This window comes from Asticcacaulis sp. (assembly GCF_051954415.1).
Classification (GTDB): Bacteria; Pseudomonadota; Alphaproteobacteria; order Caulobacterales; family Caulobacteraceae; genus Asticcacaulis.
Genome location: NZ_JBQCHT010000021.1, coordinates 18,274 through 45,237, shown reverse-complemented (window position 1 = coordinate 45,237; position 26,964 = coordinate 18,274). Strand labels below are relative to the sequence as shown.

Annotated in this window: 23 protein-coding genes; 11 read left to right on the top strand and 12 right to left on the bottom strand. The window is 60.1% G+C overall.

The annotated features are described in order from the left end of the window. Window positions 1-139 precede the first annotated feature (139 nt). The 4 genes from ACTHND_RS06890 to ACTHND_RS06875 are packed head-to-tail and all read left to right on the top strand — an operon-like array spanning window position 140 to window position 1,871. Complete coding sequence (locus tag ACTHND_RS06890; protein ID WP_440177089.1) at window positions 140-529, top strand: hypothetical protein; 390 nt, start codon at window positions 140-142, stop codon at window positions 527-529. Beyond that, a complete protein-coding gene (locus tag ACTHND_RS06885; RefSeq protein WP_440177087.1) occupies window positions 526-723 on the top strand; it encodes a helix-turn-helix transcriptional regulator in 198 nt (65 codons plus the stop codon). The genes ACTHND_RS06890 and ACTHND_RS06885 overlap by 4 nt, the downstream gene beginning before the upstream one ends. Before the next feature lie 25 nt (window positions 724-748). Continuing rightward, window positions 749-934 carry a hypothetical protein gene (locus tag ACTHND_RS06880; RefSeq protein ID WP_440177085.1) on the top strand — a complete coding sequence of 62 codons (186 nt, stop codon included), beginning with the start codon at window positions 749-751 and terminating at the stop codon, window positions 932-934. Window positions 935-938: 4 nt separating this feature from the next. Then, on the top strand, window positions 939-1,871 hold the full coding sequence (locus tag ACTHND_RS06875; protein WP_440177083.1) for an alpha/beta fold hydrolase: 933 nt from the start codon (window positions 939-941) through the stop codon (window positions 1,869-1,871). On the opposite strand, the gene ACTHND_RS06870 is transcribed toward ACTHND_RS06875, so the two are convergent. From ACTHND_RS06870 to ACTHND_RS06860, 3 genes are all read right to left on the bottom strand, one after another. After that, window positions 1,872-2,309, bottom strand: a complete 438-nt coding sequence (locus ACTHND_RS06870) for an N-acetyltransferase family protein (protein ID WP_440177081.1) — start codon at window positions 2,307-2,309, stop codon at window positions 1,872-1,874. It lies immediately after the preceding gene. 2 nt (window positions 2,310-2,311) lie between these two features. Then, window positions 2,312-3,076, bottom strand: coding sequence for a hypothetical protein (locus ACTHND_RS06865; protein WP_440177079.1), 765 nt, complete (start codon window positions 3,074-3,076; stop codon window positions 2,312-2,314). A gap of 75 nt (window positions 3,077-3,151) precedes the next feature. Further along, window positions 3,152-3,607, bottom strand: a complete 456-nt coding sequence (locus ACTHND_RS06860) for a hypothetical protein (RefSeq protein ID WP_440177077.1) — start codon at window positions 3,605-3,607, stop codon at window positions 3,152-3,154. A gap of 138 nt (window positions 3,608-3,745) precedes the next feature. Between ACTHND_RS06860 and ACTHND_RS06855 the strand changes: the two genes are divergently transcribed. Further along, entirely contained in the window at window positions 3,746-4,180 is a 435-nt protein-coding gene (locus tag ACTHND_RS06855) for a GNAT family N-acetyltransferase (RefSeq protein ID WP_440177075.1), read from the top strand. Between the two features lie 288 nt (window positions 4,181-4,468). Next, a complete protein-coding gene (locus tag ACTHND_RS06850; protein WP_440177073.1) occupies window positions 4,469-4,609 on the top strand; it encodes a hypothetical protein in 141 nt (46 codons plus the stop codon). Window positions 4,610-4,663: 54 nt separating this feature from the next. On the opposite strand, the gene ACTHND_RS06845 is transcribed toward ACTHND_RS06850, so the two are convergent. From ACTHND_RS06845 to ACTHND_RS06835, 3 genes are all read right to left on the bottom strand, one after another. Next, the gene (locus ACTHND_RS06845; RefSeq protein WP_440177071.1) at window positions 4,664-7,648 is read right to left on the bottom strand and encodes a TonB-dependent receptor plug domain-containing protein; all 2,985 of its coding nucleotides are present in this window, start codon (window positions 7,646-7,648) and stop codon (window positions 4,664-4,666) included. Window positions 7,649-7,812: 164 nt separating this feature from the next. Next, window positions 7,813-10,638 (bottom strand): beta-L-arabinofuranosidase domain-containing protein, encoded by a 2,826-nt coding sequence (locus ACTHND_RS06840; protein ID WP_440177069.1) that lies wholly within the window; start codon window positions 10,636-10,638, stop codon window positions 7,813-7,815. 32 nt (window positions 10,639-10,670) lie between these two features. Then, window positions 10,671-12,278, bottom strand: coding sequence for a family 43 glycosylhydrolase (locus tag ACTHND_RS06835; protein WP_440177067.1), 1,608 nt, complete (start codon window positions 12,276-12,278; stop codon window positions 10,671-10,673). 201 nt (window positions 12,279-12,479) lie between these two features. Between ACTHND_RS06835 and ACTHND_RS06830 the strand changes: the two genes are divergently transcribed. Then, window positions 12,480-13,145, top strand: a complete 666-nt coding sequence (locus tag ACTHND_RS06830; RefSeq protein WP_440177065.1) for a GntR family transcriptional regulator — start codon at window positions 12,480-12,482, stop codon at window positions 13,143-13,145. A gap of 345 nt (window positions 13,146-13,490) precedes the next feature. Here the strand turns inward: ACTHND_RS06830 and ACTHND_RS06825 are convergent, their stop codons facing one another. The 3 genes from ACTHND_RS06825 to ACTHND_RS06815 form a co-directional block, all read right to left on the bottom strand. After that, window positions 13,491-15,494, bottom strand: a complete 2,004-nt coding sequence (locus ACTHND_RS06825) for a glycoside hydrolase family 97 protein (RefSeq protein WP_440177063.1) — start codon at window positions 15,492-15,494, stop codon at window positions 13,491-13,493. A gap of 68 nt (window positions 15,495-15,562) precedes the next feature. Beyond that, on the bottom strand, window positions 15,563-16,477 hold the full coding sequence (locus ACTHND_RS06820) for an alpha/beta hydrolase family esterase (RefSeq protein ID WP_440177061.1): 915 nt from the start codon (window positions 16,475-16,477) through the stop codon (window positions 15,563-15,565). A gap of 26 nt (window positions 16,478-16,503) precedes the next feature. After that, complete coding sequence (locus ACTHND_RS06815) at window positions 16,504-17,397, bottom strand: LysR family transcriptional regulator (protein ID WP_440177059.1); 894 nt, start codon at window positions 17,395-17,397, stop codon at window positions 16,504-16,506. Between the two features lie 91 nt (window positions 17,398-17,488). Between ACTHND_RS06815 and ACTHND_RS06810 the strand changes: the two genes are divergently transcribed. The 3 genes from ACTHND_RS06810 to ACTHND_RS06800 are packed head-to-tail and all read left to right on the top strand — an operon-like array spanning window position 17,489 to window position 19,482. Then, window positions 17,489-17,902 carry a (R)-mandelonitrile lyase gene (locus ACTHND_RS06810; RefSeq protein ID WP_440177057.1) on the top strand — a complete coding sequence of 138 codons (414 nt, stop codon included), beginning with the start codon at window positions 17,489-17,491 and terminating at the stop codon, window positions 17,900-17,902. Between the two features lie 3 nt (window positions 17,903-17,905). Then, entirely contained in the window at window positions 17,906-18,727 is an 822-nt protein-coding gene (locus tag ACTHND_RS06805) for an SDR family oxidoreductase (protein WP_440177055.1), read from the top strand. Between the two features lie 14 nt (window positions 18,728-18,741). Further along, window positions 18,742-19,482, top strand: a complete 741-nt coding sequence (locus tag ACTHND_RS06800; protein ID WP_440177053.1) for an SDR family oxidoreductase — start codon at window positions 18,742-18,744, stop codon at window positions 19,480-19,482. A 16-nt stretch (window positions 19,483-19,498) separates the two neighbouring features. Here ACTHND_RS06800 and ACTHND_RS06795 read toward each other — a convergent pair whose 3' ends face one another. Next, window positions 19,499-21,778, bottom strand: a complete 2,280-nt coding sequence (locus tag ACTHND_RS06795) for a DPP IV N-terminal domain-containing protein (RefSeq protein WP_440177051.1) — start codon at window positions 21,776-21,778, stop codon at window positions 19,499-19,501. A 36-nt stretch (window positions 21,779-21,814) separates the two neighbouring features. Further along, window positions 21,815-22,369: a hypothetical protein gene (locus ACTHND_RS06790; RefSeq protein WP_440177049.1), complete on the bottom strand. Its 555-nt coding sequence runs from the start codon at window positions 22,367-22,369 to the stop codon at window positions 21,815-21,817. A 142-nt stretch (window positions 22,370-22,511) separates the two neighbouring features. Here ACTHND_RS06790 and ACTHND_RS06785 point away from each other — a divergent pair, with 142 nt between their 5' ends. Further along, window positions 22,512-24,023 (top strand): tryptophan halogenase family protein, encoded by a 1,512-nt coding sequence (locus ACTHND_RS06785; RefSeq protein WP_440177047.1) that lies wholly within the window; start codon window positions 22,512-22,514, stop codon window positions 24,021-24,023. A 70-nt stretch (window positions 24,024-24,093) separates the two neighbouring features. Here ACTHND_RS06785 and ACTHND_RS06780 read toward each other — a convergent pair whose 3' ends face one another. Further along, the gene (locus tag ACTHND_RS06780) at window positions 24,094-26,880 is read right to left on the bottom strand and encodes a TonB-dependent receptor (RefSeq protein WP_440177045.1); all 2,787 of its coding nucleotides are present in this window, start codon (window positions 26,878-26,880) and stop codon (window positions 24,094-24,096) included. Window positions 26,881-26,964: the final 84 nt, after the last annotated feature.

Sequence of the window (26,964 nt, the reverse complement as noted above, 5' to 3'; positions counted from 1 at the left end):
CATAGAGACCAATAAGGCACCAATAAAAATGTAAGGCCAGCCTGACATTTTTTCATGATGTCAGGTTGACATTACATTCGCATGATGTAAGGTCAGCCTTACACCGGTGATGCCACTTACTCTATCTGGAACCTGACCCATGAACCTGAAATCTCCCGCCGCCCGCTACTCCACCGGCATGGCCGTCTGGATGGTGCTCTATGCCGCCGCCCTGTTTGGTTCGATCACCCTGATAAAATCCCAGGCGCCGACCGGAGCGCTGCTTTATGCCCTGGCTGTGCTGCCCGCCCTGCCGATCGGCGGCACCATCCTGGCCTTTCTGGCCTATATCGAACGGGTGGATGAATACCTGCGGGCGGTGCTCGTCAGGCGCTTCATCATCGCCACCGGCCTGACCCTGTTTATCTGCACCGCCTGGGGTTTTCTCGAAAACAATGCCGGCGCGCACCACTTCTCGCTCTATCTTGTCTATCCGCTGTTCTGGGGGCTTTTCGGCGCCACTAGCCTCATCCTGAGGAAAGCCTCATGAAACAAAACCTGCGTGAACTGCGTACCGAGAAGGGGCTGACCCAGGCCGATCTCGCCACTCAACTGGGCGTCTCCCGCCAGGCGGTCATCGCCCTGGAAACTGACAAGCACTCGCCCTCGCTCGACCTCGCCTACAAGATTTCCGCCGTGTTCGACCTGCCGGTCGAGGCGATCTTCCAGAACCCCTACCGCTAAACCACAACCAATAAAGGCATTTCCCATGTCCCTGCGCATCCCTTCGGAGCGTACACGCTCCCCCCTTGCCCGTAACCTGTACCGCCTCCAGGTCGCCACCGTCATCCTTGGCACGGGCGTCTACGCCGTCCTCCTGCTCGAACCGGGGCACCATCTGGTTCAGTTCGCCATGTCGCTTTTCACCGTCCTCTTCAACGCCATCCTGAGGTAACCCCATGTCCGGCTTCAACTGTCCCGATCGCCGCAAGAGCAGCATTTTCAATCGCCCCGCGGCACACATCGCCATTATCATTGGCATTGTCGCCGCAATAACCGCCGGCCATTCCAAAGCCGCTACACCATTTCCGGATGCCGCCACGGCCCGCTTTTCGGTGGCCGTCAGCGGCCAAGGCCCGGACGTCATCCTGATCCCCGGTCTCGCCTCTTCCGGCGCAGTCTGGGACGATACAGTGGCGCATCTGGAGAGCCATTATCGCCTGCATGTGCTCAATCTGGCCGGTTTCGCCGGTGAACCGGCCGGCGCCAATGCCGAAGGCGATATTCTCGCGCCGTCAGTTGAGGCCATCGATGGCTATATCAAGGCCAGTCATCTGCAAAAGCCGGTCGTGGTCGGCCATTCGCTCGGCGGACTGATGGCCCTGATGCTGGCGAAAGCCCATCCGGAAGATGCCGGGAAACTGATCATCGTCGACGCCCTGCCCTATGTCGGCGTCATTTTCAGCCCGACCGCGACGGTCGATATGGTCAAACCCCAGGCCGCCGCCCTGCGCGACGGCATAATCGCCGCGCCCGCCGATGCCTTTAAAGCGCAGCAGGCCGCAGGCACGGCCCGACTGGTAACCGCTCCCGTCAACCAGGCGAAGCTTCTCGACTGGTCGATGACCTCCGACCGCCGCGTCCTGGCGCAAAGCTTTTACGAAGACATGACCATTGACCTGCTCCCGGATCTGGCAGGCATCGCCACGCCGACCACGCTTATCTATCCGGTCGCCCCCGGCGAGGACGCCACCGCCACCGAAGCGACCTACAAAAGCAGTTACGCCAGCAAGCCGAACATGACTTTCTACGGCATCGACAACAGCCGGCACTTCATCATGCTCGATCAGCCGGCGGCCTTTCAGTCGACGCTCGAATCCGTCCTGAAATGATTACAAATCGCGGCGAAACTGGATGAAATCGGTCTTCGTCGCCAGCTTTTCATATAGCGCCTGAGCGGTTTTATTGGCCTCATCCGTGACCCAGTAAAGCCGTTCGGCGCCTTTCGCCTTGCCGGCTTCGGCCACGGCGGCGATCAGGGTCCGCGCCACGCCTTTTCCGCGCTGGCCTTCCGCCACGAACAGGTCTTCGAGGTAGCAATACCAGTCACGTGCCCAGCTTGAGCGGTGGAGCACATAGGTGGCGAACCCGACGATCCGGCCCTCGCTTTTGGCCACGAGCAGGTTCAGAGCTTCCCCTTCTTCCAGCGCCCGCGCAAAGGTCAGGTCGGTGATCTCATCCTCAAGGGCGTGCTTATAGAAATCGAGATAGGCCCGCCACAAAGGCAGCCATTCCGCCTTGTCTTGGTCGGTCGCCGGCAAAACCTGCATGGTCAGACCGCCAGTGCCTGCGGCTTGCGCCACAGCAGATAGAGCCGCACTCCCGCCACCAGAGCCAGTCCAATGGCGGCTATGGCTACCATGGCCGGTTCGTGATCGCGGCTCTGATTGGCGATCAAGACCCAGAACAGCGCCCAGGCCAGCCCCGCCGCATAGAGGCTGTTGCCAGTGCGGTAGACCATCCAGCCGCCGAAAGCGATCAGGACGATCAGGAAAACGGCAGAAACGGCGGCATTGCCGGCATCGAGGCCAAAGCCGGTCCAGATCATGGCGGAGGTAAAGTTGACGACACAGGCAGCCGTCAGCCAGCCGGTCACCAGGGCCAGCGGCCCGGCCACCAGCAGCTTTTCCTTCCGCGACAGTTTCAGTTCGTTGCGCAGCTTGAGCAGGCCGTTCAATCCGGCAAAGACCGCCACGGCGATCAGGCAAAAGCTGATCCATTCCAGGCCAATCAAAGGCACCCAGAGCTGCCACAGCGAATTGACCAACCAGACGACTATGACATTCCAGTCCACCGTTTCCAGGGCCGCGCTTTCCTTCTGACGCGGCATGACCTGCCAGATGGCGGCCACCAGGGCATAGGCATAGATCAGGCCCCAGATGACAAAGGCCGTCTTGTAGGGCACGAGCGGATGACTGACCAGAGCCGACTGCACCTCGACCGGTTCACCGATACCCAGGGCCACCATCAGGCGCGCAGTCGCAATCTGGGCGACGGCCAGCGCCAGGACTACGATCGATTGCACGCGACGCTTCATTGCCCCTTACGCCTTCTTGACGAATCCCATACTGCCCCTGTCCGCCTAGCCTAAGCCGGCCTTTGCTGCAAATGACTAATCCTTGCAGAATCCTTCATTGGCCGCGACCACGAGACAGTCATGCTTGTCAGCCAGCCACTTCATGCCCGTGGCCTGGCCGTCGCCCTTGTGAATGACCAGGGGCGTGGCGTCGCGGGTGATATGGATGCCGTTGCCTTCAAGCGTACCGGTAAAGGTGCGCGGACCATCGAGGTTGGTAATTACCACCTCATATTGGCTGCCGGCCGGGGTAATGGTCATGGCGGTGCCTTCCGGGCCGGTCCATTTGCCGACATAGCCCGTGGCGTCCACGCTGGTCATGGCCTCAGCCACCGCCTGGGACGCCGCCTCGGCTGCCGTGATCGACATGGCCGCCGATTCGGAGGCTTGTGAGGCCGCGACGGCATCGGCATCCGGCTTCGGCGAACAGGCGCAAAGGAGAATGAGCGCCGAAACGGTTGTCAGGCTGGTCAGTTTGGCGAGGTTTCGCATGGATTTTCTCCGCTGGCGGCGCATGTCGTCATCAATATGGGGAGCATTAGGGATGGAATATATATAAAACCATGCCGGGCCGCCCCGTATTTTATAAATTGCCGATCATTACAGTCGCTATCGTTACAGGATTTCCGCATGTCTCTTACCGTTCGCCGCATTCCCCATGGCTCAGCCGATTATGCCGCCGCCGTCAACCTGCGCCGCGCCGTGCTGCGCACGCCGCTGGGCCTGGATTTCACCTCGGCGCAACTGGCCGCCGAGGCCGGGGACATACACCTCGCCGCCTTTGAAGACGAAGACCTGATCGGCACACTGCTTCTGACCATCCACGATGATGCGACGCTCAGGCTGCGCCAGATGGCGGTCGATCCCGACAGCCAGGGCCAGGGCGTGGGCGCCGCCCTGCTCGCCGCCGCCGAAACCGAGACGCGCGCCGCCGGCAAATCACGCATCAGTCTGGCCGCCCGTGTCAGCGCGCAGCCCTTTTACGCCCGGAACGGCTATGCGCCCGTAGGGGAGATTTTTGAGGAAGTGACGATCGCGCACATTGTCATGCAAAAGACACTTTAATGCACAGATACTGACCAGATCGAAACCCAGATATGGCCGACTATAGTTAATTTCAACAGCATTTAGATCAAGCAGGGCCACTTTTCACAGTTAACCATCTTATCTCTATTGACGCACATACAGCATGATGTGACTTATTCCCCATTGAGGCGTTAAAGGAAGTATTAATCATCTTCCTTATCCCCTCAAAGGCGCAATAACATCTCTTTCAGAAACCGACCTGTTTGCCAAAACATAGGGATTCCAGGTGCAATGACCGCACGCATTTCTTTTCGAGGCTGGGTCTTTTTGGCAAGTATTGCCGTGTGCATCGCCATCTGGTGGTGGCTGCTGAGCGCCTTTTTCGCCTACCGGGCGGAAAAGGCCTGCCAGGCGGATCATCCGGCCAGGCCCACCCCCTGCCTGGCCCATGCCCGCCCGCCCAAATAGCAAAAATCCCCGGCATCCTGGATGCCGGGGATTTATTGTTAGCGTGTTTTGTCATCAGCGCGTGAAGCGCAGATTGATCCAGCCGGTGCGGCCGATCACGTCATAGACCCCGGCCTGCCAGCCTTCGTCACCGAAATAGGCGCCCCCGGCTTCCGCGCCCGGATAACGGGGGGGCTGCTTGTTCAGCGCGTTGGAAAGACCGGCGCTGAGGTTCATGTTCGGCTTCAGCCAGTACGACACGTAGAGATCGTCATAGGCGATCGGCTTGGTCTTGTAAGGTGCATAGGATTCCGGCGTGATGGTCACCGTCTGGCGCATCCCCGAATAGAAACGCGAGGTCCAGCCGAAGGACAGCTTGTCACGGCTGTAGTTGAACGAGGTCCGGCCCTTCAGCTTCGGGAAGCCGAAAATGCCGACCGTATCGGTGACGCTGTCGGGGTTATCCGGATCGGGCGTGTACTTGTTCTCGAACAGGCGCGTCCAGATGCTGTTGACCGACAGGGTGCCGGCATTGCTGCCCCAGCCCCACGAGGCGAGATTGACCGAATAGTCGATTTCGGTATCGATGCCGCTGGTCTTGCGGCGCGCAAGGTTGATATTCTGCTTGATAACCGAGACCAGGTTGTTGGTCACCGGATCGCGGACAACCAGATCGCAGTAGTTGTTATCCAGCGTCGGCGCATCCATGCACTTATTGATGATGGTCTGCGGCTCGACCGACGAAATGACATTGCTCATGTCGATGTCATAATAATCGACCGTGGCGCTGAAATTCTTCATGAAGCGCGGTTGCAGCACCACGCCGAGCGTCAGGGTCTTGGCCGTCTCGACCTTCAGGTCCGGATTGCCCTTCTTGATGACGTCCAGCCACAGCCAGTAGTCGTTCTTGTTGGCCGGCATGACCGCGGCGCAGTTGGCGGCGGTGTATTGCGTCTTGTCGGCGCGGTTGGGCAGGTTCCAGTAGTTACAGGGGTCGCTGAGCCACTGGCCGCTGATCGACGAGGCGGTGAAGACCTCGCTGATATTCGGCGCGCGGACGGCCTTGCCGTAGGTGGTGCGGAAACGGACATCCCGGATCGGCGCCCATTGCAGGCCGTATTTCTCGGCCGTCGTCTTGCCGGCGGTCGAGTAATCGGCGGTGCGGACGGCGGCGTCGGCGGTCAGGCGGTAGGCGAAGGGCAGGTCTTTCAGGATCGGCACGCTCAGTTCGGCGAACACTTCCTTGACGTCGAATTCGCCCTTCAGAGGCGTTTCGACCACCCCGTAATCCGGCACATAGTTCGGGCTGTCGGGGTTATATTCGTCACGCGCGCCGATATTGTTGGCCTCGCGGCGGTATTCGGCACCGAGCGCCACCTGGACCTCACCGGCCGGCAGATTGAACAGGCCGCCGGTGACATAGCCCGACCAGACATACTGTTCGAGCGAGGTGGTCATCGGGCTGGAATCGAACTGCAGGTAATTGATGACATCCTGCGTCGCCGGCTTGAACGGATTGAGCGGCACGCAGGCCGGATCGTCGTTCGAGGTATCGGCGTCGGAATTGACCCAGCAGATCGGCGTGCCGCCCGGACCGCTGACCGCGTCCAGAGCGCGCATGTAGCGCTCGTTGGAGGTGTTGTTGAAGTCCTGGACGGTCTCCTCGGTCTTGCCGTAGGAGATATAGGTCGACCACGCCCAGTCATGCTCGCGGAACAGGGCCGGCAGTTCGCCCTCGAAGCCGGTCACCACCTGCTTGAGTTCGCGGCGGTAATTGGAGCGCGACTTGCCGAATTCCGGGAAATTACGCACGAAGGACAGGCCGTCCGGGAAACCCTGGCCACCATTGGCGGCGATGATTTCCGGCGTGATGAACGGGTTGCCGTCCCACAGCTTGTTGGTGCCGCCTTCCCACCACAGACCGTATTCGCCGTGCGACTTGTTGGTGGCGTAGTCCAGTTCGAGGAAATAACGCATATTGTCGTTGAACTGATAACCGAAGGTACCGTGAGTGATGAAGCGGTCGCTCGGCACCGACAGCAGCCAGTTGTCATAACGGCCGTCGAATTCGCCACCGCTGTTGGTGATCAGCGAGGCGACGCTGGAATTGAGGCTCAGGTCCGCTGTAGTTGGGTAAAGGCCAGCCGTACCGAGAATCGGATCGCGCATGGTGCCGTCATCATTGAAGACGTAGGGCTTGGAGCCCAGCAGCACCACGGCGCGCGGCGAATATTGCAGCAGGTGCTGATCGTCGAGCACCGTATAGGGCACTGACGAATTCGGGCGATACCACCACGGATTGCCGCGCGAGGTCGACGGACGGTCCTGCCCCGCCACAACGCCATTCGACTGGCCATAGGTGCCGAAGAGCGTGATATTGGCCTTGCCGCCGGCAAAATTCTTGCCCCACAGGATATCGGCGTCATAGCTCGGCATGTCGCCATAGGTCGAGTTGCCATAACGGATATTGGCGTCCAGCCCCTGATAGTTCTTCTTCAGGATGAAGTTGGCGACGCCGGCCACAGCATCGGCGCCATATTGCGCCGAGGCGCCGCCGGTGATGATTTCGACGCGCTCGATCAGGCCGCCGGGAATGGTGCTGATATCGACCGCCGAGGTGCCGGGCGCGCCGGGCACATGGCGGCGGCCATTGACCAGCACGAGGGTGCGCTTGGTGCCAAGACCGCGCAGGTCGAGCGCGTTCAGGCCCGGATGCCCCTGATCCATGGAATCCTTGTCGCGGTTGGCATTGGAGGTCTGGTCGCTCTGGCTGATCACCAGGGCGGGCATCTGATTGACGAGGTCAGCCACCTGGCGTGTGCCGGACTTGCGGATGGATTCGGCATTGATGACCGTGGTCGGCGTGGCGCTGGCCGCCCCCTTGTGGCGGATGCGCGAACCGGTGACCACCACTTCGGTGGTCTCGGGCGCCTTGTCATCACTGGCCTTGTCCTTGTCGGACGTCTCCTGTGCGAAAGCGCCGGCGGCGGTAAAGGCCGCCATGCTCAGTGCCAGCACCGAGCAATAGGTAAGTGAGCCGCGAAGCGACGATAGTTTCATAACCTGACCCTCTTTTTTAAGTTTGTGGGCCGAGGCTATAACAGGTCAAGTATATTTACTACCGTATACGATACACAAAATGCAAAGTTTGACACACTGTCACGTTATCGCCACATTCGGCGGTAGCTGAATGCCATGCAACGACGCGAGGTGATCAGCCAGACTTACGCCTGCCTGATCCATACCTGCGACTGCAATCCGGTGAAGTGCCGGCGCGGGCCGACCTCGGCGAGTGACGCCTGTTCCGTGCCCGGTGCGTAATCGACATCACCGGTGCCGATTTCTTCCGGACCGCCGATGCGGTTCATGCGGGCATAGTTGGGTACGGCCAGCATGGCCGAACCATCCGCCCATTTGCCGCTCAGCGCCATGACGCCGCCCAGCAGGTCCGGCCTCCATTCGGCTTTCAGAGGCGCCTTGCCGAGCGGCTGGGTGATCGATTTCTGGTCGGCCAGTTCGATATTATAGACCAGCGGACCATAGCCCAGCGCCACAAGGCCGCGGTCGGCCTCGATCTTCGGATCGGCATAGATGCGCTGCGGCGCCATCGGCAGTTCCAGCTCGATGGTGTCCCCCGCCTTCCATTCGCGTTCAACGACGGCATAGCCCTTGACGATCCGCGGCGCCACCGCCTTGCCGTTGACCTTGAAGACCTTGACGCCCTTGACCACCGGCACGGTGGTATAGAGTTCACTGGTGGTACGGTCGGGGATGCGGACACGCAGGGCGAAGGTTTTGGTCTCCTTCGGATTGACGGTGATCGTCACCTTGCCGTTCCAGGGATAGTCGGTTTTCTGCACCATCTCGACATCGGTGCCGGCCACCTTCTTGACCGTGATGGTCGATCCTACGAACATATTGACGTATAATCCTTCCGCGTCCTTCACATAGGTCCAGGTCGGGATCATCAGCAGGGTGCGCGGGATATTGGCGACGCAGCACGGACAGACGTGCCACAGGGTCCGCTCGGTATTGACGAGCGGATTGGTGTAGCAGAAGCTCTTGCCGTCGAGGTCAATGCCGCCGAGCAGGGCATTATACATGGTCTGCTCGTAGAGGTCGGCATATTTGGCGTCATGATAAGCCAGGTTCATCTTGTATTGGAAGAAGATCAGGCCGCAGCTTGAGCAGGATTCGCAATAGGCACCGTTACGCAAAGAGTAGTCCGGCCCGAAACCTTCCGAGGTCTCACCCGATCCGATTCCGCCGGTGACGTAATATTTGCGGTTGACCATATTGTCCCACAGCGAGGCGACCGCGCTCTGGTAATCGACATCGCCGGTTTCGGCGGCGATGTCGGCCATGCCGGAATAGAAGTAGACAGCACGCACGGCGTGGCCGACGGCCTCATATTGTTTGACCGGCGGCAGATGGCTCTGGTCGTACTCCTGGCCGCCGCGGCGCGATTCGAGCAGGAAGCGGGCGAGCGCGATGTAGGAGTCGCCACGACCATTCCCCTCTTCGTCATTGACGAAGCGGCCGAAGCGCACCAACGCCTGTTCCATTTCCTGGTGGCCGTCGAACCATTCCTTCTTGCCCGGTCCGATATTAGCCACCCAGCAATCAGCCAGCTTCTTGGCCGCGTTATAGAGGCGCAGGTCCTGGCCATTGGTCAGGGTATAGTGGTTGATCGCCGATTCGATGAAATAGCCGGCGATATAGCCTTCATGGTTGCCACGATGATCCGGCGACCAACGCTCATCCCATTCGCCAGGCGCGGCCAGGGTCTTGGCGGTTTGCAGGTAGCCATCGCTTTCCTGCGCCGCCAGGATGATCGGAATCCAGCGTTCGAGCGTGGCGCGCATCTTGTCCTGCGCGGCGATCATTTCCGGATCGCCCTTGGGATCGACCATAAGGGCAATGCACATGGCCTCGACGTTTTCGACCACCCAGGCATTGGAGAAGACATAGCCCTTGTGTGGGCCGTGTGGCTCACCGCGATTGGCCTTGCCAGCTTCGATGAAGTTGTCGATGCCGCCATTGCCGATCTTCAGGTCGGTCCGTTCGCAATAGTCGATGACGTGTGGAATCCAGTTGACGATCAGCGCGCGCGCGCGGGCGTTCCACAGCGGGCTGTCGATGCTGTACTTTTTCGTGTAGACGACATCAAGGCGTTGCGGCGGCGGGGCCGCCTGGGCGTTCAGGCGCAGGCGTGAGCTCGACACCTGGCCGCCGGCGTGGGCGGTCAGTTCCAGCACATAGGTGCCGGGCGCCGAGACTGTGGCCGTGGTTTCCGGCGACAGGGCATCGGCGAAGGTGACATCGCCGGGGCCGGAGACCTTGCGCCACAGGCTGCCCGTGTCGCCAGCGGTCAATGTATCCGTCTTACCCATCAGGTATGTCTTGCCGCCCATCACGACGGTGCGGTCGATGCCCGCCGCCACGACCGGGGCAAAGGCCGGCACCGGCCCGACGCTCCATGCCTGCCATTCCAGAATACCGGTGGACAGAGTGCCATCCGAAACGATTTCCAGCCGCAGCCTGTCGGTCTTCACCGTATCGAAAGTCGTGGTGTTGAAGCTGTCCTTCACCACGCCCAGACCATTGGCGTTGGTGACCGGCACGAACGCCTTGCCATCCCAGTAGAGCAAACGGCAAGCGGCAGGCGCGCCAACGCCCTGCCCGTCCACCCACCAGTAGACGGCGATCCTGTTAAGGCTGACCGGCTGGCTCCAGTCATACTGCACCCATTCGGTGCCCGTCTTCGGCCAGTTACCGTACATGCCTTTTTCAGCGTCGGCGGAATTGGCCGGCACGGCGCCGTCGTTCAGGGCCGCCACGCGGGTATCGCCCGAATTATACGAGGTTGAGGGCGTGGCGACTTTCGCCAGGTTGACCGATGTTTCGTCGGCGCGCGCCGTAAAGACGAAGCCGGAGGCCCCTACAGCTAAGGCGCCCGCCGCGCCGGCGAATACGCTGCGGCGGCTGACGGCATTGCAGCCGCAGTCGGCCTGGCAGAAATGGGTTTCGGCGATAAATTTCCTGGACATTGGCATTTCTTCTTTTTGATTGTTCTGAACAGTTATTCGGCGGCGCAGACCGGGGATGCCGGAATATCCGTATCCGCCGGTTCGACCAGAACAGGCTTCGGGTACAGCGCCTCCCATTCCTGCGCGGCAACAGCGGCGTAGGTCTTGCCATCGGTCGAAGCGTCGAAGACGGCGCGCAGGCAGCGCGTCTCCACCGTATCGAAGGTCACCTCGTTAAAAGCTTCGGTCGAGGTGCCGTAGCCGCTGGCATTGGGCACCGGCAACCATTTTTGCTCGTTCCAGTATTCGAGGTGCCAGGCCCTGGGCGCGGCCACGCCAACGCCGGAACCGACCGGCTGGTCGTTCCAGAAACGGATGCGCGAACCGTTGAACTTCAGGGGTTGCTCCCACTGATAGACCACCCACTGCTGCGCCGGATTGTTCGGCGACCAGGTGCCCCAGGTATCGGGCGGCAGCGGATTTTCATGCACCTTGCCGTCGTTCAGCGCCTTGATCCAGTACTGGACCGGCACCGGCGAATTGGAGGCGACGATGCGCGCCGCCGGCGCGATATTGCGCGTGGGCGCAGGCGGCGGTGCCGGCGGATGGGTCGGGATCACCTTGTCGATCAGGGCCGGCGTGACGCTATCGTCCCACGTCACCTCGTCGATTGATACGCTGCGGCGGAAATGGTCGCCACCAGGGGAATCGGCATTGTGATAGGCGAGGTACCACTTGCCTTTATACTCGACGATGCCGCCGTGCGAGGTGGTCGATGATACCGGATCAAGCAGTACGCCCTGATAGGTCCACGGACCGAGCGGTGACTTGGCCGTGCCGTAAGCCTGGCAGGCATAATAGACCGCCTCGGTGCAGTCGGAGTCCGGCCCGGCGGAATTGCCGGCATACATCAGGTAATAGGTGCCGTTGCGCTTGAAGAGCCAGGGCGCCTCGAAGAAGCCCTTCAGGCCGGTGATATCGACCGGCCTGCCCTTGAAGGTGACCATATCCTGTTCCAGTTCGACGCCCTTCAGGCGGCCGAACGTGCCCCAGTAGAGATAGACGCGGCCATCGTCATCGACCAGCACGGTCGGGTCGATATTCTCGACGTAATTCTTCACCGGGTAGGATTGCGACACGATCGGGCCTGAGGGATGCGCGTCGGTCCACGGACCCGTCGGGGTATCGGAGACCGCCACGCCGATGGCAAACGGGTCTTGATTTTTACTGCCCGCCTCTATGATCGGCGCATACATGTAGTAGCGCTTGTCCGGCCCCTGCACGATCTGGCCGGCATAGGCGCGCGCGGGCGTCGCCCATTTGAACACGGCCTCCGGACGGACAAAATGCGGATTGTACTGCCAGGTTTTCGAGGCCGGGTCTTCCGTCTCCAGCATCTGCCATTCCGGCATGATGAAGTCGTTGACGCCGGGTGCCGCGGTATCACGGCCGGTCAGGATATAGAGCTTGCCGTCGGCCACCAGCGGTGCCGGATCAGTGGTATAATTCTGGCCGTCGGAGATGATCGGGTTGCCGGCGGAGTGGATGGTCTGCCAGCCATCCTCGGCCAAAGCCTGACCATGCACACAGGCCATCAGCAGCGGCAGGGCGCCGCCCAGGGAAGCGAGGACACGTTTAAGATTGGCAGAATTCCGGGTCATGAATGGCCTCTTTTGTCAGATTATTCGTCCGCATAAGTGTTATACGGTATACAATAGTCTGACAATAGCAATAAATGATCAAAACGCCACCCTGATGGCTGTGAAATAAAGCCAAACAACCCTGGATGGACTTGTCAGGCGCTGAAAGGAGTGCCTTACTGCCGGTATAACTTATAAACGCAAAGATTCGGGGCGCCTCTCATGTCCATCGTGGTTCAAACCCTCTCCGAGCAGATCTTCTCTCTCGTCCGCGACCGCATCATCTCCGGCCGGATCCCGGTGGACGCCGCGATCCGCCAGGATGCGCTGGCTGCAGAGTTGGGGGTCAGCAAGATTCCGCTGCGCGAGGCCCTCGCCCGCCTGGAACAGGAAGGGCTTCTCATCTCCCAGGCCAATCGCGGCTTTTTCGTCCGCCCGCTGAATGCCGACGAGGTCGAGGAGGTCTATGCCCTGCGCCTCAAGCTCGAACCCGATGCCGTGGGCGAAGCCGCCAAGGTGGCAACGGATGCAGACAGGAAGGCGGCCCGCGCCGCGCTCGACGAACTCGATGTGGCGGTCAGCGGCGACAAGACCCAGGTGGGCCGGCTCAACCGCGCCTTCCACATGGCGCTGATCCGCCCGCTGCACCGTCAGGTCACCATCCAGATCATCGAGCGCCTGAACATCATCTGCGAACGCTATGTGGGCAAGCATCTGGAACCGGCCGGCCGCGATGACCGCGCCCACAATGAACATTCCGCCCTGCTGGAGCTTTGGTCCGCCGGCAAGTCGCATGAGGTCTCGGCTCTGATGCGTCAGCATATCGCCATGACGCTGGATGACCTGCGCAAGCAGTTCGAAATGGAAAAGACGGCGAAAAGCGCATAAAAAAACGCCTGTCGCGAAGGGGGGGACCGTAGCGACAGGCGTCTGAAAGTTTGTCCCGATGCGCGAGGCCGGTCACGGGAGTGAGACCGGGGCGGACATCGGAAAGGGCGATCCGGAACCAGATCAGAGACGTCAAAGGCGTCGAACTGATACCTGCGCACAAAGGCCGGAGAACCTCTGGCAGGCCGGACGAAATTCAATTCATCCATACAGAACGACGCAAAGACGTTCGCCAACAGCGCGCCTTTCCAGGGAGGAATGGTGGAGGCTAATTGACTGAGTAATTTAAACCACTGTTCGCGCCGCCCGTCAAATATAAATTATACGATTACGAAAGCGTGATGGTTATTTCTTCTTTTTCAATGACTTTTCGGGGCGGATGATAGCGCTCCCACCGCCTGATTCGGCTAGTTTCAAGGTCAGGCTGTCGCCGGCGCTCACCGCCCGCGTGGTGCGGACAAGCGCGGTCGGTGCGGCGCCATCCTGCCAGAGGGTCGCCTCATAGCCCCCTGCCCCCAGGAAGCTTAAGGGGATCGTCACTTCGCGGCCCTGCTCGTTGGTCATGGCGCCGATATACCAGATGTCGCCCTTGCGGCGGGCCGTGACGATATATTGCCCGATATCGCCCTGAAGCACGCGTGTCTCGTCCCAGGTCGTCGGCACGGCACGGATAAAATCGACGCCATCCTCCCAACTGCCGTCCGCTTTTTTATAGGCTTGCGGCGCATCGGCAACCATGACCAGCGGGCTGTCATAGACGACATACATGGCGATGGCCTGGCCGCGTGTTGTCTGGGTCAGCGGGTGATCCTCGTGGATCTCGAAGGTCTGCGGCGTCCGGTTGCCGAAACCGCCCGGCGTATAGTCGATCGGCCCCAGGATCATGCGGGTGAACGGCAGGGTGACATTATGCGTGGCAGTAATACGCGTCGTCCACTTGTTATATTCCGCGCCCAACACGCCTTCCTGGGTGATGTAGTTCGGATATGTCCGCAGCAGGCCGGACGGGGTGTAGGCGCCGTGCAGATCGACCAGCAGGTGGTGATCGGCCGCCTTTGACAGGACGCGGTGATAATAGTCAGTGATATCCTGATCGGAGCGGTCCATGAAGTCGACCTTGATCCCGGCCAGTCCCCATTTTTCGTAGGCCGCCAGTGCCTCGTCCAGTTGCCAGTCGAGCTGCTGCCATTGCAGCCACACCATGACACGGACATTACGCGCTTTCGCGTATTTGATGATCGCCGGCATGTCGACGACGGCGATCGGCTTCGTCACATCGGCGCCCGACTTCGGACGGGTCGAGGAGCCGGTATACCAGCCCTCGTCGATAAGGATGTAGTCCAGCCCCATCTCGTGGGCGAAATCGACATAGGCTTTATAGGTCTCGGTATTGATGCCTGGATGGGCCACCGGCGCACGGAAGCCGTTCCACCAGTCCCAGGCGCTCTTGCCGGGTTTGATCCATGAGGTGTCCTTGATCTGCGAGGGTGCGCCCAGCGTGGCGATCAGCGTCGATTCGACCAGGGCGCGCGGGCTGTCCCCCAGCATGATCACCCGCCACGGCGTCTTCATCTCGGCATCGCCCGTGAACTTCGCCACATAGGGCTTGATGTCGTCGGCATCGGTGCGCGGCGGCAGGTGGACGGCGACGCCGAGCTTATTGTCACCAGCGCGCGAATAATAGGTGGCCGGATAGTGATCGATGTCGGATTCGGCGAGCGCAAAGGCGCCCTCCCCGCCTTTTTCATTCTTTTGGCCGGTCTTACAGACCAACGGTGAATCGAACAGGCTGTGGTCGCGGATCAGCGATGCCTTGACCGGATCGAACTCGCCTTCGTGGGCATTGTGGAACTTGCCGAGATTAAGCCCCCAGCAGTCGTAATCAGCAGCAAAGGCGAACTCGGTCCTTTCGCCATAGAGGCCGTATGCCCCCCCCTGCGCCGGCAGGACATAGCGAAAAGCGACGCCCGTATCGTAGACACGGAAGATCAGGGTCAGGTCGCGGCTGCCACCGATTTCGTGAAAGGTCAGGGTCTGTTCGTTATAATGGTCTGGCGCGGTCGCGGCCTTCCCGGCCACAATCTTGTAGGTGTCATTGACCTCGCGCGTGGTCACCACTGGCGCGTCAAAGCCTTTCGCACCAAAACCGGCAAGATCAGTCCGCAGGCCCAGTTCAGACGGCGCGATCACCGTCTGGCCATGGAAGCTGACACTGTATTTCGGCAAGGCCCCATCAGCCTTATCGATCGTCACAATCACCTGTCCATCCGGAGACGCCGTCTGCCAGGTTTCGGCCTGTGCAGCACCGGCCATCATCAACAACGGAAGCAACAGCAGGGAACGGCGCATGGCAAAGACCTTGTGATTGGAGATTAATCACGGATACCGTATACGATATTGCCCTGTAAAGCCGGAAGTCAATCCTGACGATGATAGCGGGACAGAAACGCCCACATCGCCTCATTGTCGGCCAGCCAGGTGTGCGTGCCACCAACCGTGATCCGGCCCGCCACATCGGCGCCCTCGCGGCAGCCGGTGTAACGCTCTTCATAGACCCCGGCGGCCACCCACTGCGAAGTTGGGGCCGCTGTGCAGCCGTTGAGCTGCGCCCATCTCTGTTCGGCGGCCTGCATGGTATATTGCCAGTAGCCCGCGCCACCGCCCTCGATTGGATTAGTGGTATCCTTGTCGCCGGCAAAGGCGATAACCGGCATGGGCCGTGAGGGCTTACAGGTGGCCGGATCGGGCATTTGCGGATCGCTCTTCAAAGGATTGCCGGCGCGGAGCCCAACCACCGGCGCGATGGCGGCGAAGCGGTCGGCATCGACGCATCCAAGCCAGGATGTCATCCGCCCGCCCCCCGAAAGCCCCGTGGCGTAAACACGGGCAGCATCGACGCAGCCCTGCCCCACCAGCCAGTCGATCGCCTGCCCGACAAAGGCAACATCATCGGCATCGTCTTTCGTCGGAATCTGGCCTGTCACGGTTGGCACGCCAGGAATGTTCCAGACAAAACCGCCGCCCTCCACCGGTATACCGCCATCGGGCGCCACCAGAATAAAACCGTGGCGATCGGCGGTCTCCTCCAGATGCGAGTTACGCAGCATCCCCGCCCCCGTGCCGGTGCTGCCATGAAACAGAAACAACAACGGCATGGGGCCACCCTGCGCATCCGCCGGGATATGGACCAGCATCGACCGCGCGGTGTGGCCGATGGTCACGCTCTGCGTCGTCCCCGCCGCGCCAATCCCGCAACCCGCCGCGTGGGCGATACTGCTCCAGCCGATCAGGATCAGACTGGCTGTGAGCACAGACAACAGACGCTTGAACATGAGTACCTCCCGTTGGAGGCTGTAACCTATGGCCGGTATCTCAAGGCGTCAACCAGCAGGGTAAAAGCGGGCGATTGCTGGCGGCGGCTTGGGTAATAGAGATGGTAACCTGAAAAGGGCGGGCACCAGTCCGCCAGCACCCGCACCAGCCGGCCGTCTTCCAGGAAGGGCCGCACCCGGTCCTCCGGCAGATAGGCAAGGCCCAGGCCATCCAGCGCCGCCTTCAGGATCAGAGGTGTCGAATTAAAGACCAGTTGGCCATCGACGCGCACCTTCAGTTCCCGGTTGCCGCGCTCGAACTCCCAGGCATACAGCCCGCCCAGTGTCGGCAGGCGCAGGTTGATGCAGTTATGGCCGGTCAGGTCCTGTGGTACGACCGGTCTGGCGCGGCCGGTGAAATAACCGGGTGCGCCCACCACCGCCATACGCATGTCCGGCCCGATGCGCACCGCGATCATGTCCTTCGCCACCTGTTCGCCAAGCCGGATACCGGCATCATAGCGCTCGGCCACGATATCGGTCAGGCCGTAATCGATAACCACCTCGACGCGGATATCCGGATAATCCGGCAATAACCGGGCCACAGCCGGCCACAGGATCGTCTCCGCCGAATGTTCGCCGCTGGTGATGCGTATCGTGCCGGAGGGCCTGTCGCGCAGTTCGCTCAGGGCGGAAAGCTCCGCGTCGATCTCGTCCAGCCGGGGACCAATACTGTGCAGAAGGCGCGCCCCTGCCTCGGTCGGCGACACGCTGCGGGTCGTCCGGGCCAGCAGGCGCACGCCCAGCCGCGTCTCCAGCGCCCGCAGGGTATGGCTGAGCGCCGATTGCGACACGCCCAGTTTCGCCGCCGCCTTTGTGAAGCTGCCCTCGCGCGCCACGGCGATAAAGGCCAGCAGGTCGTTCAGATTGTCGCGCACCATTGATGAACCGCCCTCATAAGTCCATGCCGATATTGCCATCTAATACCGGAAATCGCCATGCCCTATATTGGCGGCACGAAAGGCGTTTTTCATGCAGATCATCAGACGCGCCGCTGCGCGCACCTCACAGCCGGGACCGCCGGACTGGTTTACCGGCGCGGTCCGGATAGAGCCCTTGTTTCCTGCACTGGAAGGCGCCCGCGTCACCGGCGCGCTGGTAGCCTTCCAGCCCGGCGCCCGCACGGCCTGGCACACCCACCCGCTCGGTCAGAACCTGATCGTCATGTCCGGCGTCGGCTGGACACAATGCGAAGGCGGTCCGAAGACAGAAATCCGCACCGGCGATGTCGTCTCATGCCCCTGCGGCCGGCGTCACTGGCACGGCGCCACCGCCACGGAACCCATGAGCCATATTGCCATTACCGAAGCGCTCGACGGCTCGCCCGTGAACTGGCTGGAGCCGGTCAGCGACGCCGATTATCTCGCCCCCGCAGGAGAGGATTAAATCATGACAAATGTCACTGTACTTATTGGTGCCGGATCGATTGGCGTCGCAATCGCCCGTCGGATCAGTGCCGGCAAACATATCATTCTGGCCGACCTGCGCCTTGAAAACGCCGAAGCCGCCGCGAGGGCTTTGCTTGAGGCCGGCTTCGAGGTCACTGCGGCGAGCGTCGACATAACGTCACGCGCCTCCGTCGAAACACTGGTTTCGACCGCGACCGCCATCGGGGATATTACCGGTCTAATCCAGGCGGCCGGCGTCTCACCGTCCCAGGCTTCACCGGAAACCATCCTCAAGGTCGACCTCTACGGCACAGCCCTGGTGCTGGAACTGTTTGGTAACGTCATCGCAAAGGGCGGCGCCGGCGTGGTTATCGCCTCGCAATCCGGTCATCGCCTCGGTGCACTGACGCCGGAACAGAACATGGCGCTGGCGACCACACCTGTCGAAGACCTGCTGGCCCTGTCCTTCCTGCAAAACGTGACGGATTCGCTAAACGCCTATCAGCTTTCCAAACGCGGTAATAGTTTGCGTGTCATGGCCGAGGCCGTGCGTTGGAATAAACGCGGGGCGCGGATCAATACGATCAGCCCCGGCATTATCATGACGCCGCTGGCCCGTGACGAACTGACCGGACCGCGCGGCGAAGTCTACCGACGAATGCTAAGCCTCTCCCCCGCCAGCCGCGCCGGCACACCCGACGAGATCGCTACCCTGGCTGCATTGCTGATGGGGCCGGAAGGCGCCTTCATCATCGGCAGCGATTTTCTGATAGATGGCGGGGTCACGGCATCCTATTTTTACGGCGAACTCGCCCCTCAATAACGAAAGGTTTCCCCATGACACAAGGCATCATCAACAAGGTCGTCGTCATTACCGGCGCCTCAAGCGGCCTCGGCGAAGCCACCGCTCGGCTGCTCAGCGAACAGGGCGCCAGGGTCGTGCTCGGTGCGCGCCGCCTCGGCCGCTTGCAGGCCCTTGCCGCGGAGCTTGGCCTGCCGGAAGGCGCCGTCGTCCAGACCGATGTGGCACGGGCCGATCAGGTCCAGGCCCTGGTCGACCGGGCGATAGAACTGCATGGCCGCATCGATGTGATCATCAACAATGCCGGCATCATGCCGCAATCCCTGCTCGAACGCCTGAAGATCGGCGAGTGGGACCAGATGATCGACGTCAATATCAAGGGCGTCCTCTATGGCATCGCCGCCGCCCTGCCCCACATGCAGGCGCAGAAAAGCGGCCAGATCATCAATGTGTCTTCGGTGGCCGGCCATAAGGTCGGCCCCGGCGGCGTGGTCTATGCCGCCACCAAGCACGCGGTGCGCGCCATCTCCGAAGGCCTGCGCCAGGAGGTGAAGCCCTACAATATCCGCTCGACCATCATATCACCGGGCGCGGTGGATACCGAACTGCCAGCCACCAGCACTGAACCGGACATGGCCGCCGCGGTCCGCGGCCGTTACGACAAATGGGCCATTCCGGCCGATTCGTTTGCCCGATGCGTGGCCTTCGCCATCAGCCAGCCTGAGGATGTCGATATCAACGAGATCCTGTTCCGCCCTACGGTTCAGGACTACTGACACCTGGCGCCGGCGTTCAGAACGCCGGCGGGGTCTCGTTCAGCAGGTGCTGGGTGAAGAAGTCCATATGCTTGCGCCAGTAGTAGGGGCCCACCGAGTTATGCGTGCGGTTGGCGAAGATGACCAGTTCGTGCGGCTTGTTGGCCGCCACGAGGGCCGCATCCAGCCGCAGGGTCGCCGCCACCGGCACATTGTCGTCAATGTCGCCATGGGTCAGCATCAAATGACCTTTGAGATTGCCCGCGACAGAGATATTCGAGTTCTTCTCCCAGGTCGCGTCGTCGGCGATGCCCATGGAGACTTCCGGCCACCACGCCTTGTCGAGGCGCTCATCCTGATTACCTGAATTGGCCACGGCCACCTTGTAAAAGTCCGGACGGCGCAGAATAAAGCGCGCCGCGTCATAACCGCCGGCCGAATGGCCGAATACGCCAACACGATCCAGATCGAAATAGCTGTATTTCGCCTTCATCGCCTTCAGCACCCAGATATGGTCGTCCAGCCCGACCTCTCCCAGGTTCTGATAGGCCGGCAGGCGGAAGGCCTGACCGCGCTGCGAGGTGCCGCGGGCATCGATCTCGACCACGATGGCGCCGATCTGCGCCATGCCCTCGGCCGGATTGCGGATATTACGGCCATAGGTCTCATCGATCACATGGGTGGTCGGGCCGGTATAGACATATTCGATCACCGGATAGCTGTGCGACGGATCGAAATTCTTCGGCCGGAAGATCATGCCGTAGAGCATGGTCTTGCCGTCATCGGCCAGGGTGCTGAACGGTTCCGGCGGGGTGAAGCCGCTGGCCAGCAGCGCCGACGGATCGGCCTTGCCCAGTTCGGCGATGATATGGCCGTCTGTGGCGCTGCGCAGCAGGGTGCGGGTCGGCGTGGTCGGGCTCGACAGGCGGTCGATGAAGGTCTTGCCGTCTTCCGACACGCTGACATCGTGATCGAGCGGCTCCGGCGTCAGGTTACGGATCGCGCCGTCAAGCGTCAGGCTGTACAGGCTGGAGAAGTAGGGATTGACGCCGGCCTCGCGGCCGATGCCAGTGATAAGCAGCGATTTCGCCTTGTCATCGATGCGGACAATATCGGTGACTTCCCAGTTGCCCCTGGTCAGGGCCTTGCCGCCTTCGGGCTTGTCGCCCTTACCGACAAAATAAAGCTGCGCCCAGCCGGTGCGCTCGGAAATGACCAGGCTGCCCTCAAGTTCCGGCACCGCGCGGATCGACGACGAGGTTACCGTTACCAGCGGCTTGACCGCCTCGCGCACCTTGACCGTCGCCACATTGCTGGCCGGATCGATTTCATACTGCACCAGTTCACCATAGCCGCGCTTCGTCCACTGATAGACGACCTTGTCCTTGTTCCAGCCGATATTGGGATCGCCGGGCCACAGCATGGAATCCGACGGCACATTGAGCACCTTGGGCGCTACGATGCCTTTCAGCGAAGCCGCCACATCAATCACCACCGGCACGAACTGCGGTACTTTTTCAGCGCCGGCGGTCGGATAGACATAGTCGAAATGGCGCGGCATCTGGCTGCCCGGCGGATTGGGCTGGACGCCGTGCCAGATATAGCTGCCGTTGCGATCCAGGCGATAGGTCAGGATCTGCTTCGAATCCGGCGACCACTGCACGCTGACCGGCATCGGCGGAGTCTCGGTATTGGCCTCAACCATGTCGGCGAACATCGGGTAGTTCATACCATAGCGCTGATCATAGCTGCCATTGGCGGTCAGTGCCGTTTCCTTACCCGTAGCAATCTCTACCAGGGCCAGATCATAGCCCTTGTGGATCACCTTGTAGAGACCATCTGGCGAGACCACGCCGTCATCGGCAGCCTTCGTCTCGATCGGTGCAGCGGTGACCGTATTGGCCGCCATATCAAGGATCAGCTTTTTGCCGCCGGAATTGAGCGTCAGGAGGCGCTTTTCGGCGTCATAATCCTCCGGCGACACATCGAATGGGCCTTTGGCGTCCGCCCCCATCACCGGCGCCAGCAACGGCTGGAGGGCGGCTTCGGTGGTCAGGTCAGTCACCTGCCCCGTGGCGGCATCGGCCAGCGCAATCACCCCCTGCCCTTTCGCCCCATGGCGATACAGCACCTTTGTTCCGCCGGCCACGAAGCGGGCGCGCAGGTCGAGGTCAGTGACCAGTTCACCAGTCTTGCCGGCCAGGTAATCCTGAGCGATGGCGTAACGCTCGGCGATCGGCGCGATTTCCGCGTGGGCAATGGTGGACAGGGCCAGCAGCGAAAGGCCGCCGGCAAGAGCATAGGACAAGGGACGCATGGAGAAATCTCGCCGTTTATTAGTTATTGGTCTGAATTATTGGGCCGCCGCCGGGGTGATAGTGACGTCGATCTCGCCGGAATTATCGGCATAGATATCGTCATTGAGGCCGAACTGAATCGCCTCCGCGCCTTCCGGCACTGTAATGGTCAGGCCGGTGCCAACCGGGAACGGCGACTTGACCATCTTGCCTTTGCCATCGGTGAAAATCGCCACCAGCTCATTGAGATGCACCGGGTAGAAGCCGTGAGACATGTACATGCTGGGGAACGGCATACCGGAGCCGCCCAGGTGATCGTCACAGACGAACTCGGCCTGGCCGCCCGGATCGAAACTGCCGCCACCGGCCACCGTCGTGGTCGAGCCCGTGGCCATCATCTGTAATGACATGCCGGGCGTCAGTTTGAGTGGCGCCACCGCCGGCGCCGTGCCATCGGCCTTGCCATACGGCAGGTCCGGATTTTTCTTCTTGATAATCCACGGCATGGACGTGCCCGGCACCTTGACCGTAACCGTTTCGGCCCCAGCCGTGTGGGCGATGCCCGCCAGTGCTACGCCCGCGCACAAGGCAAAAAGTTTCGCTATCCGCATGTCAAAACCCCCAGTATATTTTGTCAGACTTTATTCCGCACGGTTTCCCGAAACTGTCAAATATTTTATACGATATACCGCTGAATTGACATCATCACCGCGCTGGTCATAATCATTCCGGACATTTTCTTAAGGCGTGCAAATGACAGAGACTATTCGTAAGATCGTGGTTGTGGGCGGCGGCACGTCCGGATGGATGGCCGCCTCGGCGCTCTCGAAAGTCTTCGGCACGCAAAAGTACAGCGTCACCCTGATCGAGTCGGATGAAATCGGCACGGTCGGGGTCGGCGAAGCCACCATCCCGACCATCCAGGAATTCAACAAGCTTATCGAACTCGACGAAAACCGCTTCATGAAGGAGACCAATGCCACCTTCAAGCTGGGCCTGCGCTTCCTCGACTGGTCGGCTATCGGCAGCGAGTATTTCCATCCCTTCGGCACCTATGGCGTCGATATGAACGTCAACTTCACCCATTACTGGATGCGTTATCGCCTGGCTGGCGGATCAGCCGATTTCGGCCTGTTCAATCCGCAGACCGTTGCCGCGCGCATGGGACGCTTCGGCCGCATGAGCGAGATCAATCCGAAGGCGCCGAACGTCAATTACGCCTTCCATTTCGACGCTTCGCTCTATGCCAAATTCCTGCGCCGCTACTCAGAGGCGCGCGGCGTGGTCCGCCAGGAAGGCCGGATCACCACCGTCACGCAGCATCCGGAAACGGGCGATATCGCCTCGGTCACGCTGGAAAGCGGCCAGACCATCACGGGCGACCTGTTTATCGATTGCTCCGGCTTCCGCGGCCTGCTGATCGAGCAAACCCTCAAGACCGGCTATACCGACTGGAGCCACTGGCTGCCGTGCAACCGCGCCGCCGCCGTACCCTGTGATAAGGTAAAGCCTGTCACGCCCTACACCCAACTGACCGCCCGCGAAGCCGGCTGGCAATGGCGCATCGCCCTCCAGCACCGCACTGGTAACGGCTATGTTTTCTGCGAAAACTACCTGTCCGAAGACAAGGCTGCCGAGCTTCTGCTGCAACGGCTGGACGGCAAACCCCAGGCCGATCCGCGCATCATCCGCTTCACCACCGGCCATCGCAAGCTGCAATGGAACCGCAATGTCGTCGCCATCGGCCTGGCCAGCGGCTTTCTCGAACCGCTGGAATCGACCTCGATTCATCTGGTGCAGGAAGCGATCATGAAGCTGATCCGTTTTTTCCCGCGCGACCGGATCACCGATTCCTTGCGCAACAGCTTCAATGCCGAGATGCTGTTCGCCTATGACGATGTGAAGGACTTCCTGATCGCGCACTACAAGATCACCCAGCGCGAGGACACGCCTTTCTGGGCCTATTGCAAGCATATGGACATCCCCGACAGCCTGAAAGCCCGGCTGGAAAGCTTCACGCAGCACAATATCTCGCTGGTGAAACCGGATGAACTGTTCAAGGAAGCAAGCTGGTTCGCCGTGCTGATCGGACAGGGCCTGACGCCGAAATCCTATCACCCGGTCGCCGACCTGATGCCTGAGGATGAATTCCGCTGGCGCATGGACCGCGTCCGCGAAGGCACGGCGGGCCTGGCCAATGCCATGCCGCTGCACGACGACTATGTCGCCAGGGCCTGCCCCTCGCCGGCCCTGGTCACTATCTGATTTATTGACAGCCAAACAAAAACCCCCGCCGGTCGCCCGGCGGGGGTTTTGCTTTAAGCAACTATCAGGATCAGTAGCGGAAGCGCGCGCTGAGCTGTACTGTGCGGGCCGCAACGCGGACGCCGGCCGGGATCAGATGGTTCGCACCGTAATAGGTATTGGAATTGTCTTCCAGAAGATTGGTGCCTTCCAGCGCAATAGTCATCCATTTAACCGGCGTATAATCGAATGCCGCATCCAGTCGAGACGTCGGCCCGAAGTAAGTGCTGTACCCAAGCGCCGAGTACCCGTCGAGAGCCGTACGCCAGCTATCTCGATAGTTATAGGCGACCCGGGCGCTGAACTTCGGGGTCTCATAGTACAGCGTCAAGTTATACGTAGACTTTGAGTTGTTCGGCGCATCATAAATACCCGGAATAGTGTCAATCAAAGCCTGATCGATCAACTGTCCATTATAGTATGAATAATATATATTGGCCTTGGAGTTATAGGTAAAGTTTGCCTGACCACCGAAGTTATTCCACGGCGATGGAAGAAAATCGAAGAAACCTTGAGCATTCAGTTCAATGCCCTGGAATTCACCACCATCGGAATTAATTGGACGGCTGATAGTGTATTCAATGCCATCCTGCATCTGCTTGGTTGTTCCGTAGATGATAAACCCATCCGGCTTCTTGTTGTATACCGCCGCCGACAGGACGCCGCCACGACCGAAGTAATATTCGAGCGAAGCATCGTAACTGGTTTCCTTGTTGGGACGCAGGTCCGGGTTACCGCCCCAGCCACAGTTACAACCGTTTGTGTCAAAGAACACGAAGGAACTGGCATCAATAAAATTCGGACGCTGGATATTGACCGTATAGGCCAATCGCAATTGTAGTTTCGGCGTAAAATGGATCATTGCCGTTGCATTTGGCATGACGTCAGTACCGTCGCCCGCTGTCGTTACAGGGTTAGGGCGAAGACCCGTTGGCGAGGTATTATCGACGAGTTGATTAGTCGTTACGCTCTGTCCCCAGGTATGGACAGAACGGACACCAATCTGACCATCCACCGGTATATCCCAGGCTTTGAACCCGTAATTCAAAATACCGTAGATTGCCGCCGTCTTCTCTACCGAACTGAAGCTGCCCTGCATCAATTCGGTATCGACGATTTCATCATCCCAATCACCGGAGCCGCCATGATAATCGCGTTCAGTAAAGAGATAGTTGCGGATCGTGTCATAATTAGCCAGCAGGCTTTCGCGTGAAATACGGAACCAACTTGGTTCGTTTGCGCTACCGGTGTCGCTCTGCACCTGCTCCAGATCAAGACCACCAGCGAAATCAACCACGTCCACCGGCGTATTGAAACCGGCATACCGATAGCCATAGGCACGATCGACATTACGATCACTATGACGAACGCCCATCTGGAACGAACGGAAGAACTTGTCGTCGCTCAGACGATAGGTCAGGTCAGTAGACCAAACTGTTTCATCGCTGTTTTCAAAACCCTTGCCATCTTCCCATTCCTTGACGCCATAGGCATTTGGGTCAGCCGGGTTAGCGCCGATGTATTCAACGTAAGGGCCGCCGCCTTCAATTTGGTTCGAATTGAAATCAACATTCAATCCGGTCAGACCATTTAAGCGAAGTGTCTGCGTGACCCATTGATTATCAAAAGTATTCTCGTCACGATAAACGGCAAAGTTAACCGTCGCGCGGTCATTATGCCAATGGGCTTCAAAATTCACCCGATTATTTGTCGCCTTGTTAAAATCATCACGTGATGTGGGGCCGACCGGCAGAATGTTTCCGTCCGTCGGGTTCGGATCTGTTTCGGTCATCGACAGAATAGTTTTGCCGTCCGGGCCATACACGATATTGGACAGCACGCCAGGTCCGTCTTTGAAGCGCGTGTTTAGAGCGCTGTAGGCGCGATTTTCTTTGGAATTAAATGAAGATGCTTCCAGAACAACATCGAGTTGGTCATTTACTCGCCACTGATAGGAGGCGTTCAGTGCTGGCCGGCGGACTTTGCCGCTTTCGACACCGTACTGAGCACGGTACATGCCGATAGCGTCCTTGTGATCGGCTGGCAAGCTTGTCAGTTGATCACCCCAGAATGTTTGCGGCGTTTCGCTCGTGACATACTGTTCGTTATAGTTGTTTTCTTGATAAGACAGATTAACCAGGAAACCCATTTCACCGACTGGCGTATCAAAACGCTTGGCGATCAGAGCCGAAGCATAGGGGCTTTCAGTGTCACCAATACTTCCATAGACGTTGCGAACGCTGCCGGCGAAGGTCCAGCCCTTCTTGAGGTCCAGGGGACGACGCAGATCGACGTTGACCGTGCCGCCGATACCGCCCTCAACCTGATCGGCGCTGCGGGTTTTGTAGACTTGCACCGATTTCAGCAGTTCGGCAGGAATATCGTTGAGCGAGGCGGTACGACCGGCGCCGGAGGCGTTCGGAGCGCCGTTGAGTGTAGTCTGGATATCGCCCTGACCACGGATCATGATGCTGTCACCTTCACCGCGCGCACGCGTGATCTGAACACCGGTGACGTGCGCCAGGGCTTCAACAACGTTGTTGTCAGGCAGCTTGCCGGCGTCTTCGGCATCGATCGAATCAACGATCTGCTTTGAATTGCGCTTGCGATCTACCGCCGTCTTCAGGCTCTTGCGCAGCCCCTTGACGATGATGACCTCATCGCTCTGGGCCTCGGCCTGGGCGGTAGCGGCCTTTTCGGCGGCGGTCGGCTCCGGCGCCCCTGTGGCGTCCTGCGCCAGGGCCGGCGCGCAGATCATGGCCGCGGCCAGACCGGTGGCGGCCAGCAATACGCTCTTACTCACTCGTGTCGTCAACATTTGTATTCCCCGTTGATAAACTGATGACACGATGTGGACATGAAAATCGAAGATCGTCAAAATATTTTATACGATATACGGCAA

Bases quoted from the DNA above. Each gene is read 5' to 3' on its own strand.
- ACTHND_RS06845 (WP_440177071.1), bottom strand. From the start codon at position 7,648: ATGAAACTATCGTCGCTTCGCGGCTCACTTACCTATTGCTCGGTGCTG.
- ACTHND_RS06830 (WP_440177065.1), top strand. From the start codon at position 12,480: ATGTCCATCGTGGTTCAAACCCTCTCCGAGCAGATCTTCTCTCTCGTC.
- ACTHND_RS06870 (WP_440177081.1), bottom strand. From the start codon at position 2,309: ATGCAGGTTTTGCCGGCGACCGACCAAGACAAGGCGGAATGGCTGCCT.
- ACTHND_RS06835 (WP_440177067.1), bottom strand. From the start codon at position 12,278: ATGACCCGGAATTCTGCCAATCTTAAACGTGTCCTCGCTTCCCTGGGC.
- ACTHND_RS06780 (WP_440177045.1), bottom strand. From the start codon at position 26,880: ATGTTGACGACACGAGTGAGTAAGAGCGTATTGCTGGCCGCCACCGGT.
- ACTHND_RS06795 (WP_440177051.1), bottom strand. From the start codon at position 21,778: ATGCGTCCCTTGTCCTATGCTCTTGCCGGCGGCCTTTCGCTGCTGGCC.
- ACTHND_RS06810 (WP_440177057.1), top strand. From the start codon at position 17,489: ATGCAGATCATCAGACGCGCCGCTGCGCGCACCTCACAGCCGGGACCG.
- ACTHND_RS06785 (WP_440177047.1), top strand. From the start codon at position 22,512: ATGACAGAGACTATTCGTAAGATCGTGGTTGTGGGCGGCGGCACGTCC.
- ACTHND_RS06855 (WP_440177075.1), top strand. From the start codon at position 3,746: ATGTCTCTTACCGTTCGCCGCATTCCCCATGGCTCAGCCGATTATGCC.
- ACTHND_RS06805 (WP_440177055.1), top strand. From the start codon at position 17,906: ATGACAAATGTCACTGTACTTATTGGTGCCGGATCGATTGGCGTCGCA.
- ACTHND_RS06890 (WP_440177089.1), top strand. From the start codon at position 140: ATGAACCTGAAATCTCCCGCCGCCCGCTACTCCACCGGCATGGCCGTC.
- ACTHND_RS06790 (WP_440177049.1), bottom strand. From the start codon at position 22,369: ATGCGGATAGCGAAACTTTTTGCCTTGTGCGCGGGCGTAGCACTGGCG.
- ACTHND_RS06875 (WP_440177083.1), top strand. From the start codon at position 939: ATGTCCGGCTTCAACTGTCCCGATCGCCGCAAGAGCAGCATTTTCAAT.
- ACTHND_RS06885 (WP_440177087.1), top strand. From the start codon at position 526: ATGAAACAAAACCTGCGTGAACTGCGTACCGAGAAGGGGCTGACCCAG.
- ACTHND_RS06825 (WP_440177063.1), bottom strand. From the start codon at position 15,494: ATGCGCCGTTCCCTGCTGTTGCTTCCGTTGTTGATGATGGCCGGTGCT.
- ACTHND_RS06815 (WP_440177059.1), bottom strand. From the start codon at position 17,397: ATGGTGCGCGACAATCTGAACGACCTGCTGGCCTTTATCGCCGTGGCG.
- ACTHND_RS06820 (WP_440177061.1), bottom strand. From the start codon at position 16,477: ATGTTCAAGCGTCTGTTGTCTGTGCTCACAGCCAGTCTGATCCTGATC.
- ACTHND_RS06860 (WP_440177077.1), bottom strand. From the start codon at position 3,607: ATGCGAAACCTCGCCAAACTGACCAGCCTGACAACCGTTTCGGCGCTC.
- ACTHND_RS06800 (WP_440177053.1), top strand. From the start codon at position 18,742: ATGACACAAGGCATCATCAACAAGGTCGTCGTCATTACCGGCGCCTCA.
- ACTHND_RS06865 (WP_440177079.1), bottom strand. From the start codon at position 3,076: ATGAAGCGTCGCGTGCAATCGATCGTAGTCCTGGCGCTGGCCGTCGCC.
- ACTHND_RS06880 (WP_440177085.1), top strand. From the start codon at position 749: ATGTCCCTGCGCATCCCTTCGGAGCGTACACGCTCCCCCCTTGCCCGT.
- ACTHND_RS06840 (WP_440177069.1), bottom strand. From the start codon at position 10,638: ATGTCCAGGAAATTTATCGCCGAAACCCATTTCTGCCAGGCCGACTGC.